A 13,666-nucleotide genomic window follows, 5' to 3' on the forward strand; every position below is an offset into this window, starting at 1 on the left:
TTCCATGGCAACAGGTTGGCTACAAAATAATGGTTCATGGTACGACCTCAACAGCAACGGTTCTATGAAAGCCAATCAATGGTTCCAAGTTGGCAGTAAATGGTATTATGTAAATGCATCGGGTGAGCTAGCGATCAATACAAGTATAGATGGCTATAGAGTCAATGATAATGGTGAATGGGTGCGTTAACAGATTCCTCCCTGCGACACAATTGATAATAGTATGTCTGAATATATAATTATGTATAAAAAGCTATAGATAAGGTCATCTTATAGCGACTATAAAAAAGTGAACAAGCCTAGTCTTCTGTACATTAGAATTCAGGTTTGTTCACTTTTTGTTTAGGCTCTTTGTCAACTGTAGTGGGTTGAAGTCAGCTAATCTCGAGAAAGGACACATTTCGTCCTTTCTTTTTTGGCTCTTTGTCAACTGTAGTGGGTTGAAGTCAGCTAAGCACGAGAAAGGACAAATTTCGTCCTTTCTTTTTTGATGTTCAGAGCGATAAAAATCCGTTTTTTGAAGTTTTCAAAGTTCCGAAATCCAAAGGCATTTCGTTTGATAAGTTTAATGAGATTATTGGTCGCTTCCAGTTTGGCGTTAGAATAGTGTAGTTGAAGGGCGTTGACAATCTTTTCTTTATCCTTTAGAAAGGTTTTAAAGACAGTCTGAAAAAGAGGATGAACCTGCTTTAGATTGTCCTCAATAAGTCCGAAAAATGTCTCTGGTTCCTTATTCTGGAAGTGAAAAAGCAAGAGCTGATAGAGATTGTAGTGGTGTTTTAAGTCTTCTGAATAGCTCAAAAGCTTGTCAAGAATCTCTTTATTGGTTAAGTGCATACGAAAAGTAGGGCGATAAAAACGTTTATCGCTGAGTTTACGACTATCCTGTTGAATGAGTTTCCAGTAGCGCTTGATAGCCTTGTATTCATGGGATTTTCGATGAAACTGATTCATGATTTGGACATGCACACGACTCATAGCACGGTTAAGATGTTGTACAATGTGAAAGCGATCCAACACGATTTTAGCATTCGGGAGTGAAACAGTCTGGGAGACTGTTTCAGCCTGAGCCTAGAAATTTGAAAGCGAATCTGTTTAGCTAAGTCATAGTAAGGACTAAACATATCCATAGTAATAATTTTCACTCGACATCGGACAGCTCTATCGTAGCGAAGAAAGTGATTTCGAATGATAGCTTGTGTTCTTCCCTCAAGAACAGTGATGATATTGAGATTGTTAAAATCTTGCGCAATGAAGCTCATCTCCATCTCCCGATTGAAACAGTCACTCCCTGGACTGTTTCAACGTCCCAAGACATAATCTTAGGCAGATTTCTAAAATTACACTCAAAGTGGAAGTCATTGAGCTTTCGAATGACAGTTGAAGTTGAGATGGAAAGCTGATGGTCAATATCAGTCATAGAAATCTTTTCAATTAACTTTTGAGCAATTTTTTGATTGATGATACGAGGGATTTGGTGATTCTTCTTGACGATAGAAGTTTCAGCGACCATCATTTTTGAACAGTGATAGCATTTGAATCGACGCTTTCTAAGGAGAATTCTAGTAGGCATACCAGTCGTTTCGAGGTAAGGAATTTTCGACGGTTTTTGAAAGTCATATTTCTTCATTTGACTTCCGCACTCAGGGCAAGATGGGGCGTCGTAGTCCAGTTTGGCGATGATTTCCTTGTGTGTATCCTTATTGATGATGTCTAGAATCTGGATATTAGGGTCTTTGATATCGAGTAGTTTTGTGATAAAATGTAATTGTTCCATATGATTCTTTCTAATGAGTTATTTTGTCGCTTTTCATTATAGGTCATATGGGACTTTTTTCTACACAAAATAGGCTCCATAATATCTATAGGGGATTTACCTACTACAAATATTATAGAGCCATAAGTCTTTGATTTTGAGACTAAGGAGAGTCAGGGTCAAAGTAGTGAATGATTCTGAAACCACTCATAATAGTCTCTTGAGAGGACAGATAAGAGTAACAAATATGGTGCTACTCATGTATCTTGTATTTTGATTTACAAACAGCGAAGAAAATATAGGAAGCTGAAATAAAATATAGATGAATCGATTTGGAGAGTCAACGCAATCTATGGCAATATTTTCGCAGCTAGGGGGAAACATTTTAATTTTAATGTACTAGGCGTCTTCTACAGATAGCTAGAGTTTCAATTGTAGATATTCTTTGAAATAATATCTTAGCGATTTATTGGTATTAGAAGATTTAGAGAAATTCTTTCTCAATAAATAAACATGGCGTCACCAAAACTGAAGAAGCGGTAGTGTTCTTGGATGGCATGGTGGTAGGCATCTAAGACTAATTCACGGCCTGCAAAGGCAGAAACCAACATGACCAGAGTTGATTTTGGCAGGTGGAAGTTGGTTGAGAAGGCATCCACGACCTTCCACTCATACCCAGGTTTGATAAAGATATTGGTCCAACCAGAATCTGCTTGGATTTGCCCCTCAAACTTGGAACCAATAGTTTCCAAGGTGCGGATAGAAGTGGTTCCGACAGCGATGACACGACCACCATTTTCCTTAACAGAGCGGAGAGTTGCAGCTGCTTCCTCAGAAAGTTGATAGAACTCTGAGTGCATTTCGTGTTCGTCTAGATTGTCCACAGAAACGGGTCTAAAGGTTCCGAGTCCGACATGAAGAGTCAGATAGACTAGATGAACACCCTTAGCTTGGATTTCTGCTAGCAGTTCTTTGGTGAAGTGAAGTCCAGCAGTTGGTGCAGCAGCTGAGCCGCTTTCCTTGGCGTAAACTGTTTGATAGCGTTCACGGTCATCCAGTTTTTCGTGGATATAAGGTGGCAGCGGCATTTCACCCAGACTTTCCAAAACTTCTAGGAAAATTCCGTGGTATTCGAAGCGGACAATGCGGCCTCCGTGGGTCAATTCTTCTGTAATGACAGCGCTGAGGCGACCATCACCAAAGCTGATACGAGTACCGACCTTGAGGCGTTTGGCAGGTTTAGCCAGAACTTCCCACTCATCTCCAGCAGTATTTTTGAGCAGGAGAAGTTCCACATGGCCTCCAGTTTCTTCCTTTTGACCATAGAGGCGGGCAGGGAGAACGCGGGTGTCGTTCATAACGAGGGCATCACCAGGTTCCAGCATATCAATAATGGAGTGGAAGTGTTTGTCCTGCATTTTTCCTGTCTCACGGTTGACGATGAGGAGTTTAGAGGCATCTCGTTTTTCAAGGGGTGTTTGGGCAATCAATTCCTCAGGTAAGTGGAAGTCAAAATCAGCTGTATTCATATATCTGTTCATTCTTTCTAAGTTCTAATCCTATCCATTATAACATGTTTCAAGTATAGACGCTCTTTTTTTAGAAATTAAATCGTTTTCACTTGACAAAAATTGGTCTATACCATATAATAAAAATAGATAGAAATGGAGGATGAAAAGATGAAAGTTATTAAAGTTGAAAACCAAATCGAAGGTGGAAAAGTTGCTTTTGAGATTTTGAAGGAAAAATTAGCCAATGGCGCTCAAACCTTAGGGCTTGCGACAGGAAGTAGTCCACTTGAATTTTATAAGGAAATTGTTGAAAGTGACCTCGATTTTTCAAATCTAACCAGTGTCAACCTTGATGAGTATGTAGGCCTTGATGGCGACAATCCACAGTCTTACCGTCACTTCATGCAAGAAAACTTGTTCAACCAAAAACCATTTAAAGAAAGTTTCTTGCCTCGTGGTGTTAAGGATCATGCTGAAGCTGAAGTTGAACGCTACAACCAAATTTTGGCTGACCATCCAGTTGACCTGCAAATCTTGGGAATCGGTCGCAATGGGCATATCGGCTTTAATGAGCCTGGTACTCCATTTGACAGTCAAACGCATCTAGTAGAACTTGACCAGTCTACTATTGAAGCCAATGCGCGCTTTTTTGACAAGATTGAAGACGTCCCAACCCAAGCTATTTCAATGGGGATTAAGAACATCTTGGATGCCAAGTCAATCCTTCTCTTTGCCTACGGTGAGTCGAAAGCAGAAGCCATTGCCGGAACAGTGTCTGGCCCAGTGACTGAGAATCTACCTGCAAGTAGTCTCCAAAATCACCCTGATGTGACCATTATTGCGGATGCTGAAGCGCTTAGCTTACTTGAAAAATAAAAAGCAATGTTCTATTGAACGCTTTCAACTCTTGTATAAATGTAAGAAAAAATCAAAATTAAACCGCATTTTTGCTTGACAATTATTCCTTTTACGTGTAGAATAAAATAGATATTGAACTTGAAGGGAGTGAAAAAAATGTCTAAAACAGTAGTACGTAAGAATGAATCTCTTGACGACGCACTTCGTCGTTTCAAACGTGCGGTTACTAAAGCTGGTACTCTTCAAGAAACACGCAAACGTGAATTCTATGAAAAACCTTCTGTAAAACGTAAACGTAAATCAGAAGCAGCTCGTAAACGTAAAAAATTCTAATTTGAAATGAAAGGCTGGAGAAATCTAGTCCTTTTTCTTTTAATACTCTTCGAAAATCTCTTCAAACCACGTCAACGTCGCCTTGCCGTAGATATGGTTACTGACTTCGTCAGTTTCATCTACAACCTCAAAGCAGTGCTTTGAGCTGACTTCGTCAGTTCCATCTACAACCTCAAAACTTTTCATTGAGTATAAATAAATACTCCAAAGCCTGCAAAAATCTGAAACTTCCTCCTACAATTTGATATAATAGAGAGAAGAACTCATTTGAAGGAGGAAATGATGTCGGTTTTAGTAAAAGAAGTGATTGAAAAGCTTAGACTAGACATTGTCTATGGTGAACCAGAGTTGCTTGAAAAGGAAATCAATACAGCGGATATTACGCGACCTGGTCTTGAAATGACAGGCTATTTTGACTACTATACACCAGAGCGGATTCAACTTTTGGGGATGAAGGAGTGGTCTTATCTGATCAGCATGCCTTCCAACAGCCGTTATGAAGTTTTGAAAAAAATGTTTCTACCTGAGACACCAGCAGTCATTGTTGCTCGTGGTTTGGTGGTTCCAGAGGAGATGTTAAAGGCTGCTAGAGAATGTAAGATTGCTATTTTAACCAGCCGTGCAGCTACCAGTCGTTTATCTGGAGAGTTATCTAGCTATCTGGATTCTCGTTTGGCAGAACGTACCAGTGTGCACGGTGTCTTGATGGATATTTATGGGATGGGCGTCTTGATTCAGGGAGATAGTGGAATTGGTAAGAGCGAGACAGGTCTTGAGCTTGTCAAACGTGGTCACCGTTTGGTAGCCGATGACCGTGTCGATATCTTTGCCAAGGATGAGATTACTCTCTGGGGTGAACCAGCTGAAATTTTGAAACACTTGATTGAAATTCGTGGGGTTGGTATTATCGATGTTATGAGTCTCTACGGTGCGAGTGCTGTCAAGGATTCTTCACAGGTTCAGCTTGCTGTCTATTTGGAAAATTACGATACGCATAAGACCTTTGATCGCCTTGGAAACAATGCAGAGGAACTTGAAGTTTCTGGCGTAGCCATTCCTCGTATTCGTATTCCAGTTAAAACAGGTCGTAATATCTCTGTTGTGATTGAGGCAGCTGCCATGAATTATCGTGCCAAGGAAATGGGCTTTGATGCGACCCGTTTGTTCGACGAACGACTGACAAGTCTCATCGCTCGAAATGAGGTGCAAAATGCTTGATCCAATTGCTATTCAACTAGGACCCCTAGCCATTCGTTGGTATGCCTTATGTATTGTGACAGGCTTGATTCTTGCGGTTTATTTGACCATGAAAGAAGCACCTAGAAAGAAGATCATACCAGACGATATTTTAGATTTTATCTTAGTAGCCTTTCCCTTGGCTATTTTAGGAGCTCGTCTCTACTATGTTATTTTCCGATTTGATTACTATAGTCAGAATTTAGGAGAGATTTTTGCCATTTGGAATGGTGGTTTGGCCATTTACGGTGGTTTGATAACTGGGGCTCTTGTGCTCTATATCTTTGCTGACCGTAAACTCATCAATACTTGGGATTTTCTAGATATTGCGGCGCCTAGCGTTATGATTGCTCAAAGTTTGGGGCGTTGGGGTAATTTCTTTAACCAAGAAGCTTATGGTGCAACAGTGGATAATCTGGATTATCTACCTGGCTTTATCCGTGACCAGATGTATATTGAGGGGAGCTACCGTCAACCGACTTTCCTTTATGAGTCTCTATGGAATCTGCTTGGCTTTGCCTTGATTCTGATTTTTAGACGGAAATGGAAGAGTCTCAGACGAGGTCATATCACGGCCTTTTACTTGATTTGGTATGGTTTCGGTCGTATGGTCATCGAAGGTATGCGAACAGATAGTCTCATGTTCTTCGGTCTTCGAGTGTCCCAATGGCTGTCAGTTGTCCTTATCGGTCTCGGTATAATGATCGTTATTTATCAAAATCGAAAGAAGGCCCCTTACTATATTACAGAGGAGGAAAACTAAATGTTAGAAGTTGCATATATTCTTGTTGCCCTAGCTTTGATTGTCTTTTTGGTCTATCTGATCATTACTGTACAAAAGCTTGGTCGTGTCATCGATGAAACAGAAAAGACGATTAAAACCTTGACTTCAGATGTGGATGTGACCTTGCATCACACCAATGAGTTGTTGGCTAAGGTCAATGTCTTGGCAGATGATATCAATGTCAAGGTGGCTACGATTGATCCACTCTTCAGTGCTGTTGCAGATTTATCTCTATCTGTTTCAGACCTCAATGACCATGCGCGTGTCTTGAGCAAGAAAGCTTCATCAGCTGGTTCAAAAACACTCAAGACTGGTGCAAGTCTGTCAGCTCTTCGTCTTGCAAGTAAATTTTTCAAAAAATAAAAAAGGAGAATCCTTATGGGTAAATTATCCTCAATCCTTTTAGGAACCGTTTCAGGTGCAGCTCTTGCCTTGTTTTTAACAAGTGATAAGGGCAAACAAGTTTGCAGTCAGGCTCAAGATTTTCTAGATGATTTGAGAGAAGATCCGGAGTATGCCAAGGAGCAAGTCTGTGAAAAACTGACAGAAGTTAAGGAGCAGGCTACAGATTTTGTTCTGAAAACAAAAGAACAGGTTGAGTCAGGTGAAATCACTGTGGACAGTATACTTGCTCAAGCTAAATCCTATGCTTTTCAAGCGACAGAAGCATCAAAAAATCAATTAAATAATCTCAAGGAGCAATGGCAAGAAAAAGCCGAAGCTCTTGATGACTCAGAAGAGATTGTGATTGATATAACAGAAGAATAAACCATCACCATCTCCGGACGGACTATGTATCTGGGGATGGTGATTTTTATCTGGAATCTAGTCTTTGTGGTATAATAATTACTATGCAGAAAAAACCAACGTCAGCCTATGTGCACATCCCATTTTGTACCCAGATTTGTTATTATTGTGATTTTTCAAAGGTCTTCATCAAAAATCAGCCAGTCGACAGCTATTTAGAGCATCTGCTGGAAGAGTTTCGTTCTTATGATATTGAAAAGTTGTCAACCCTTTATATCGGTGGTGGAACACCGACAGCCCTGTCGGCTCCGCAACTGGAGGTGTTACTGAATGGCTTGACTAAAAACTTGGACTTGTCTGTCTTGGAAGAGTTGACCATTGAAGCCAATCCAGGCGATTTGGATGCGGATAAGATAGCTGTTTTGAAAAATTCGGCTGTCAATCGTGTTTCGCTAGGTGTCCAGACCTTTGATGATAAGATGTTGAAAAAGATTGGGCGCAGTCATTTGGAGAAGGATATTTATGAAAATATCGATCGTCTGAAACTGGCTGGTTTTGACAACATCTCCATTGATTTGATTTATGCTCTGCCTGGTCAGACCATGGAGCAAGTAAAGGAAAATGTGGCTAAAGCCATTGGACTGGATATTCCCCACATGAGTTTGTATAGTTTGATTTTAGAAAACCATACGGTCTTTATGAACCGGATGCGACGTGGGAAATTGCCTCTGCCTAAGGAGGAACTAGAAGCGGAGATGTTTGAGTACATCATTGCAGAGCTGGAGCGAGCGGGTTTTGAGCATTATGAGATTTCTAATTTCTCCAAACCCGGCTTTGAAAGTCGTCATAATCTCATGTACTGGGACAATGCTGAATACTATGGTATTGGTGCAGGGGCATCTGGTTATGTCAATGGAGTACGTTATAAAAATCATGGTCCCATTCGTCATTATCTCAGTGCGGTTGAGGAAGGCAATGCTTGTATTACAGAAGATCACCTGAGTCAAAAGGAGCAAATGGAAGAAGAAATGTTCTTGGGACTCCGCAAGAAATCCGGGGTTTCCATGGCGCGATTTGAGGAAAAATTTGGACAGTCTTTTGATGGACTTTATGGAGAAATTGTCAGAGACTTGGTTCAACAGGGTCTCATGCAAATAGAGGGTGACCGAGTTCGCATGACAAAAAGAGGTCTCTTCTTAGGAGACACCGTAGCAGAACGATTTATTTTGGAGTAGGATGATGGGCTTAACTTATCAAATGAACATGAAAATTCCTTTTGATATGGCTGACATGAACGGTCATATCAAACTTCCAGATGTGATTTTGCTGTCCCTACAAGTTTCAGGGATGCAGTCGATTGAACTGGGAGTTAGTGATAAGGCCATTTTAGAAGATCATAATCTGGTCTGGATTATCACAGAATACGATATTGAGGTGGTTCGTTTGCCTCGTTTTGCGGAAGAAATCACCATCGAAACGGAAGCTTTGAGCTACAATCGGCTCTTTTGCTACCGTCGCTTTACCATTTATGATGAAGCAGGTCAGGAACTCATCCACATGATGGCGACTTTTGTTCTCATGGACCGCGACAGTCGAAAAGTCCATGCTGTTGAACCTGAGATTGTGGCTCCTTACCAGTCTGATTTTGATAAAAAACTTATCCGTGGACCGAAGTATGAGTCCTTGGAAAAGCCGATCAGCAAGGATTACCATGTTCGTTTTTACGACTTGGATATGAATGGTCATGTCAATAACAGTAAATACTTGGACTGGATTTTTGAGGTCATGGGAGCGGATTTTTTGACCCACTATATTCCCAAGAAAATCAACCTCAAGTATGTCAAGGAAGTTCGACCAGGTGGGGTAATCATATCGTCTGTTGAACGGACTGGACTGGAAAGCAAGCATGAAATTACAAGCGACGGGGCTACCAATGCACAGGCTATTATTACTTGGCAAGAAATAAAAAAGGCTTAGGGAGAAATAGATGAAATATAAAGGCTATTTAATTGATTTAGACGGAACCATTTATAAGGGGAAAGACCGAATCCCAGCAGGAGAGGCTTTTGTCCATGAATTGCAAAAGCGAGACATCCCCTATCTCTTTGTGACCAACAATACAACCCGTACTCCTGAGAGTGTTCAAGAAATGTTGGCTCAGAATTTTAATATCGATACTCCTCTATCGACTGTCTACACAGCGACTTTGGCAACTATCGACTATATGAATGACTTGGGACTGGAAAAGACTGTCTATGTTATCGGAGAATCAGGGCTCAAGGAAGCCATCAAGGCGGCTGGCTATGTGGAAGACAAGGAAAATCCTGCCTATGTGGTAGTAGGTCTGGACTGGCAAGTCGACTATGAAAAATTTGCCACAGCAACTCTAGCTATCCAAAAGGGAGCTCATTTTATCGGAACCAATCCTGACCTCAATATCCCGACAGAGCGTGGTCTTTTGCCTGGTGCTGGTTCACTGATTACCCTGCTTGAAGTAGCAACACGAGTGAAGCCGGTTTATATCGGAAAACCCAATGCCATCATTATGGACAAGGCGGTTGAGCACTTAGGTTTGGAACGTGAAGAGTTGATCATGGTTGGAGATAACTATTTAACTGATATTCGAGCAGGGATTGACAATGGCATTCCAACGCTCCTAGTAACGACTGGTTTTACTAAGGAAGAAGAAGTAGCAGACCTGCCAATTGCACCGACACATGTGGTTTCTAGCCTTGCGGAGTGGGATTTTGATGAAAACTAAACTGACCTTTTGGGCCTCTATGCTCTTTCTCCTCTCCCTCTCAATCCTTATGACCATTTATCTGGCTTGGATTTTTTATCCGCTGGAAATTCAGTGGCTAAACTTAACGAATCGAGTCTATCTAAAACCAGAAATCATTCAATACAATTTTCATATTTTGATGAATTATCTGACCAATCCATTTAGTCAGGTCCTAGAGATGCCAGATTTTCGTTCGTCAGCAGCTGGTCTGCACCATTTCGCAGTGGTCAAGAATCTCTTTCATTTGGTTCAGCTAGTAGCTCTAGTGACACTGCCAAGTTTCTATGTCTTTGTCAATAGGATTGTGAAAAAGGACTTTTTGTCTCTTTATCGAAAAAGTCTCCTGGCTCTAGTAGTCTTACCTGTGATGATTGGACTTGGGGGAGTTTTGATGGGTTTTGACCAATTCTTTACTCTTTTCCATCAAATTCTCTTTGTGGGAGATGATACCTGGCTTTTTGATCCAGCCAAGGATCCTGTTATTATGATTTTGTCAGAGACCTTCTTTCTTCATGCCTTCCTCCTCTTTTTTGCCCTCTATGAAAGCTTCTTTGGCTATCTGTGTCTGAAAAGTCGTAGGAAGTGAAAGGAAAGATGTTTTTAATTTGCATGTATAAAAATATATATCGTTTAAAACCATCGTTAAGAGTGAATTAACCAAATCCAATTGTATCAATCGTTCGCAAACAGCCTATTTTTCTTGAAAAAATAGGCTTTTTTTCTAAAAATCCCTAGTCAAGCGCTTTATTTTTTTGTATAATAGAAGTAGCAAAGTATAGATAAGAAGAGAAAAGCATGATTACACTATTTCTATCACCGAGCTGTACATCATGTCGTAAGGCTAAGGCCTGGTTAGAAAAACATAAGGTTCCCTTTGTGGAACACAATATTATGACCAGTCCTTTAACAAGAAAAGAATTGCAACACATCCTTTCCTTGACCGAAAATGGTACTGATGACATCATTTCAACTCGTTCAAAAATTTTTCAAAAATTGAATATTGATGTAGAGAGTATTTCGGTATCGGAATTGCTTCATTTGATTGAGCAGTATCCTAGTCTTTTGCGTCGTCCAATTATTATTGATGCCAAGCGTATGCAAATCGGTTTTAATGAAGATGAGATTCGTGCTTTTCTCCCTCGTAGTTACCGTAAGCAAGAACTAAAAGAAGCAAGAATGAGAGCTGGTATTAGTTAATGAACAAACAGTATAGTTACCCACTAGATTTGTCGTGGAGCACTGAAGAACTTGCTTCAGTGCTTTCTTTTTTTAATGATGTTGAAGCTGCCTATGAAGGCAAAGTAGAGGCTAAAAAGTTACTGGACTCCTATAAGGGATTCAAAGCGGTCGTGCCAAGCAAGAGCGAAGAGAAACGTTTGGGACGAGAATTTGAAACGGTTAGTGGCTATTCACTTTACCGAGCAGTTCAGGCTGCCAAAGAAAAAGGGGAAGGAAAGATTTCTCTTGGAAAGTAAATTTGAATTTGCTAAAGAGCTAATTAAGAAAGCGGGTCAGTACATCCTTGACCATATGCAGGAAGATTTGTGTGTTGAAACCAAGTCCTCTCCAACAGATTTGGTAACCAGACTGGACAAGGAAGTTCAGGAACTCTTGGTTGGTGAAATTCTATCCCGTTATCCTGAGGATAAGATTTGTGCTGAAGAAGGGTGTCTGCGAGCTTCGGTTCAAGAGGGCAAGGTTTGGATCATTGATCCCATTGATGGTACCAATAATTTTGTCGCCCAGCAGGAAGATTTTGCTGTTATGATGGCTTATTTTGAAAATGGTCAGGGACAGTTTGGTCTGATTTATGATGTGGTCAAAGGAGATTGTTATCATGGTGGTGGGGTCTTTCCAGTCTGTCGAAATAATAAGCCCCTAGCTCCCTTTAAAGCCAAACCACTTGGAGATTTTCTTATTGCGGGAAATAGTGGCATGCTGGAAACCAATGAATGGGGCTTGGCTGATTTGAGTCGAGCAGTACTTGGTGTTCGTGTTTATGGGAGTGCGGCCATTAGTTTTGCCAAGATTTTGTCAGGGCGTTTGTTGACCTATGTCACCTATCTGCAACCATGGGATTATGCTGCAGCTAGTATTTTAGGGGAAAGTCTGGGCTATCGGGTTGTGACCCTATCTGGTCAACCTCTTGATTTTCAAACCAGACAACCGGTCATGATGCTACCTCTTGAGATGCAGGAGGAAATTCAGTCCTATATTTACGAAAGGAAAAGAACTTAAATGCAATTTCCAGAAGGATTTGTTGAAAAATATGAAGAGATACTAGGAGATGAGGCAAGAGATTTTCTTGCCTCTTTTGAGGAGGAAGCGGTTTCGGCTTTTCGGGTCAATCCTTTAAAAGAAGCGCCAGTTTCCTTTCCTGATGCCATTCCTCAAACTCCTTGGGGACATTATGGGAAGGTTTCAGGGAAATCGCCTGAGCATGCTACAGGTTTAGTTTATTCGCAAGAACCTGCTGCTCAAATGGTGGCTCAAATAGCCCAACCCAGTCCTGGTATGAAGGTCTTGGACTTGGCTGCTGCACCGGGTGGTAAATCAACTCAACTGGCAGCCTATCTAGCTGAAGAGGGCCTTCTCGTCTCCAATGAAATTTCAAGCAAACGGGCTAAGATTTTAGTAGAAAACATGGAGCGCTTTGGAGCGACAAATGTTGTGGTGACCAATGAATCTGCTGACCGCTTGGCCAAGGTCTTTAAAGGCTATTTTGACCTTATTGTCCTTGATGCCCCTTGCTCAGGGGAAGGGATGTTCCGTAAGCAACCAGATGCTATGGACTATTGGAGCTTAGATTATCCGAGTCAATGTGCAAGTTTGCAAAGAGAAATTCTAGCGGATGCAGTAACCATGCTAGCTGAAGGTGGTCGCTTGGTTTATTCAACCTGTACCTGGGCTCCCGAGGAAAACGAAGAGATTGTCAATTGGCTACTGGAGGAGTATGATTTTGACTTGTTGCCAGTAGAGCATATCAATGGAATGGTAGCTGGTATTGACCTGCCAGAAACGGCTCGGATGTACCCTCATCAGTTTAAGGGAGAGGGTCAGTTTGTAGCCCATCTACAGTTTAAGGGTAACAATCCAACTCCTAAATGTAAGGCAAGTAAGAGCAATCTTGGTCGAGAACAAGTTGCCTTGTGGCAAGAATTTGCCCAAAACCATTTGAAGGTCAATCTACCGGGAATCTTGCAGACTTTTGGGAACCAACTCTATCTCTTACCAGAACTTTTGCCAGATTTAGGGAAGCTCAAGATTGCTCGCAATGGACTGCATCTGGGCACTTTTAAGAAGAAACGCTTTGAGCCCAGTTTCGCTCTTGGTCTAGCCTTGAAACCGAGTCAGGTCGAACAGTCGGTTGAAATTGGCCAAGAAGCGTTTGTCAAATATGTGGCTGGAGAAACTGTTCAGCTGGCAGAAAGTCTGCCAAATGGTTGGTACCAAGTTTTGGTTAAAGGCAATGGCTTGGGCTTTGCAAAGGTTACTGGAAATGTTTTGAAAAATTATTTTCCAAAAGGCCTCAGATTCAAGTGAAAATGCTAGTCAAATATCTTATTCTATGTTATAGTGAAAGTATGGATTTTTTTAGTAGGATGATTCTTGATATCTTGATTGCCATCACATGTAGTTTTACTACTCAATGAAAATCA

General features: G+C 41.1%; 16 protein-coding genes and 2 pseudogenes. 15 read left to right on the top strand and 3 right to left on the bottom strand.

Annotation, left to right across the window (positions count from 1 at the left end; genetic code table 11):
- On the top strand, positions 1 to 190 hold a 190-nt coding region (locus tag HT723_RS07895), incomplete at its 5' end, for an N-acetylmuramoyl-L-alanine amidase family protein (protein WP_172934990.1).
- Positions 191 to 450: 260 nt separating this feature from the next.
- Here the strand turns inward: HT723_RS07895 and HT723_RS07900 are convergent.
- Positions 451 to 1,777 (bottom strand): annotated as a pseudogene (locus HT723_RS07900) (transposase).
- A 479-nt stretch (positions 1,778 to 2,256) separates the two neighbouring features.
- Complete coding sequence (gene queA, locus HT723_RS07905; protein WP_001090168.1) at positions 2,257 to 3,285, bottom strand: tRNA preQ1(34) S-adenosylmethionine ribosyltransferase-isomerase QueA; 1,029 nt, start codon at positions 3,283 to 3,285, stop codon at positions 2,257 to 2,259.
- A 150-nt stretch (positions 3,286 to 3,435) separates the two neighbouring features.
- On the opposite strand from queA, the gene HT723_RS07910 reads away from it, so the two are divergent.
- Both HT723_RS07910 and rpsU read left to right on the top strand, forming a co-directional pair.
- Entirely contained in the window at positions 3,436 to 4,143 is a 708-nt protein-coding gene (locus HT723_RS07910) for a glucosamine-6-phosphate deaminase (protein WP_000864588.1), read from the top strand.
- Positions 4,144 to 4,281: 138 nt separating this feature from the next.
- Positions 4,282 to 4,458: a 30S ribosomal protein S21 gene (rpsU, locus tag HT723_RS07915; protein ID WP_000048054.1), complete on the top strand. Its 177-nt coding sequence runs from the start codon at positions 4,282 to 4,284 to the stop codon at positions 4,456 to 4,458.
- A 39-nt stretch (positions 4,459 to 4,497) separates the two neighbouring features.
- Here rpsU and HT723_RS07920 read toward each other — a convergent pair whose 3' ends face one another.
- Positions 4,498 to 4,644 carry a hypothetical protein gene (locus HT723_RS07920; RefSeq protein WP_172934991.1) on the bottom strand — a complete coding sequence of 49 codons (147 nt, stop codon included), beginning with the start codon at positions 4,642 to 4,644 and terminating at the stop codon, positions 4,498 to 4,500.
- Positions 4,645 to 4,740: 96 nt separating this feature from the next.
- Between HT723_RS07920 and hprK the strand changes: the two genes are divergently transcribed.
- The 12 genes and pseudogenes from hprK to HT723_RS07980 all read left to right on the top strand — a co-directional run bounded on the left by hprK (position 4,741) and on the right by HT723_RS07980 (position 13,550).
- A complete protein-coding gene (gene hprK / locus HT723_RS07925; protein WP_000115143.1) occupies positions 4,741 to 5,676 on the top strand; it encodes an HPr(Ser) kinase/phosphatase in 936 nt (311 codons plus the stop codon).
- Positions 5,669 to 6,457 (top strand): prolipoprotein diacylglyceryl transferase, encoded by a 789-nt coding sequence (lgt, locus tag HT723_RS07930; protein ID WP_000886663.1) that lies wholly within the window; start codon positions 5,669 to 5,671, stop codon positions 6,455 to 6,457. The genes hprK and lgt overlap by 8 nt, the downstream gene beginning before the upstream one ends.
- A pseudogene (locus tag HT723_RS07935) lies at positions 6,458 to 6,884 on the top strand (DUF948 domain-containing protein).
- Positions 6,857 to 7,246 (top strand): YtxH domain-containing protein, encoded by a 390-nt coding sequence (locus HT723_RS07940; RefSeq protein WP_000517372.1) that lies wholly within the window; start codon positions 6,857 to 6,859, stop codon positions 7,244 to 7,246. The pseudogene HT723_RS07935 and the gene HT723_RS07940 overlap by 28 nt, the downstream one beginning before the upstream one ends.
- Positions 7,247 to 7,329: 83 nt before the next feature.
- On the top strand, positions 7,330 to 8,460 hold the full coding sequence (hemW, locus tag HT723_RS07945) for a radical SAM family heme chaperone HemW (RefSeq protein WP_172934992.1): 1,131 nt from the start codon (positions 7,330 to 7,332) through the stop codon (positions 8,458 to 8,460).
- 4 nt (positions 8,461 to 8,464) lie between these two features.
- Complete coding sequence (locus tag HT723_RS07950; protein WP_172934993.1) at positions 8,465 to 9,202, top strand: acyl-[acyl-carrier-protein] thioesterase; 738 nt, start codon at positions 8,465 to 8,467, stop codon at positions 9,200 to 9,202.
- 10 nt (positions 9,203 to 9,212) lie between these two features.
- Entirely contained in the window at positions 9,213 to 9,986 is a 774-nt protein-coding gene (locus HT723_RS07955; protein ID WP_000875448.1) for a TIGR01457 family HAD-type hydrolase, read from the top strand.
- Positions 9,976 to 10,593 (top strand): TIGR01906 family membrane protein, encoded by a 618-nt coding sequence (locus HT723_RS07960; RefSeq protein WP_172934994.1) that lies wholly within the window; start codon positions 9,976 to 9,978, stop codon positions 10,591 to 10,593. Before HT723_RS07955 ends, HT723_RS07960 begins: the two co-directional genes overlap by 11 nt.
- Positions 10,594 to 10,802: 209 nt before the next feature.
- Positions 10,803 to 11,204: a Spx/MgsR family RNA polymerase-binding regulatory protein gene (locus tag HT723_RS07965; RefSeq protein ID WP_000631259.1), complete on the top strand. Its 402-nt coding sequence runs from the start codon at positions 10,803 to 10,805 to the stop codon at positions 11,202 to 11,204.
- Positions 11,204 to 11,482: a UPF0223 family protein gene (locus HT723_RS07970; protein WP_001041974.1), complete on the top strand. Its 279-nt coding sequence runs from the start codon at positions 11,204 to 11,206 to the stop codon at positions 11,480 to 11,482. Before HT723_RS07965 ends, HT723_RS07970 begins: the two co-directional genes overlap by 1 nt.
- Complete coding sequence (locus HT723_RS07975; protein WP_172934995.1) at positions 11,472 to 12,245, top strand: inositol monophosphatase family protein; 774 nt, start codon at positions 11,472 to 11,474, stop codon at positions 12,243 to 12,245. Before HT723_RS07970 ends, HT723_RS07975 begins: the two co-directional genes overlap by 11 nt.
- Positions 12,246 to 13,550: an RsmF rRNA methyltransferase first C-terminal domain-containing protein gene (locus tag HT723_RS07980; RefSeq protein ID WP_172934996.1), complete on the top strand. Its 1,305-nt coding sequence runs from the start codon at positions 12,246 to 12,248 to the stop codon at positions 13,548 to 13,550.
- Positions 13,551 to 13,666: the final 116 nt, after the last annotated feature.

The sequence above is a fragment of the Streptococcus sp. 2106 genome (assembly GCF_013277315.1).
In the GTDB taxonomy this organism is placed as follows: domain Bacteria; phylum Bacillota; class Bacilli; order Lactobacillales; family Streptococcaceae; genus Streptococcus; species Streptococcus pseudopneumoniae.

Coding starts and splice junctions, on each gene's coding strand:
- HT723_RS07960 (WP_172934994.1), top strand. CDS start 9,976: ATGAAAACTAAACTGACCTTTTGGGCCTCTATGCTCTTTCTCCTCTCC.
- HT723_RS07920 (WP_172934991.1), bottom strand. CDS start 4,644: ATGAAAAGTTTTGAGGTTGTAGATGGAACTGACGAAGTCAGCTCAAAG.
- HT723_RS07965 (WP_000631259.1), top strand. CDS start 10,803: ATGATTACACTATTTCTATCACCGAGCTGTACATCATGTCGTAAGGCT.
- HT723_RS07950 (WP_172934993.1), top strand. CDS start 8,465: ATGGGCTTAACTTATCAAATGAACATGAAAATTCCTTTTGATATGGCT.
- lgt (WP_000886663.1), top strand. CDS start 5,669: ATGCTTGATCCAATTGCTATTCAACTAGGACCCCTAGCCATTCGTTGG.
- HT723_RS07980 (WP_172934996.1), top strand. CDS start 12,246: ATGCAATTTCCAGAAGGATTTGTTGAAAAATATGAAGAGATACTAGGA.
- HT723_RS07910 (WP_000864588.1), top strand. CDS start 3,436: ATGAAAGTTATTAAAGTTGAAAACCAAATCGAAGGTGGAAAAGTTGCT.
- queA (WP_001090168.1), bottom strand. CDS start 3,285: ATGAATACAGCTGATTTTGACTTCCACTTACCTGAGGAATTGATTGCC.
- rpsU (WP_000048054.1), top strand. CDS start 4,282: ATGTCTAAAACAGTAGTACGTAAGAATGAATCTCTTGACGACGCACTT.
- HT723_RS07955 (WP_000875448.1), top strand. CDS start 9,213: ATGAAATATAAAGGCTATTTAATTGATTTAGACGGAACCATTTATAAG.
- HT723_RS07970 (WP_001041974.1), top strand. CDS start 11,204: ATGAACAAACAGTATAGTTACCCACTAGATTTGTCGTGGAGCACTGAA.
- hemW (WP_172934992.1), top strand. CDS start 7,330: ATGCAGAAAAAACCAACGTCAGCCTATGTGCACATCCCATTTTGTACC.
- hprK (WP_000115143.1), top strand. CDS start 4,741: ATGTCGGTTTTAGTAAAAGAAGTGATTGAAAAGCTTAGACTAGACATT.
- HT723_RS07940 (WP_000517372.1), top strand. CDS start 6,857: ATGGGTAAATTATCCTCAATCCTTTTAGGAACCGTTTCAGGTGCAGCT.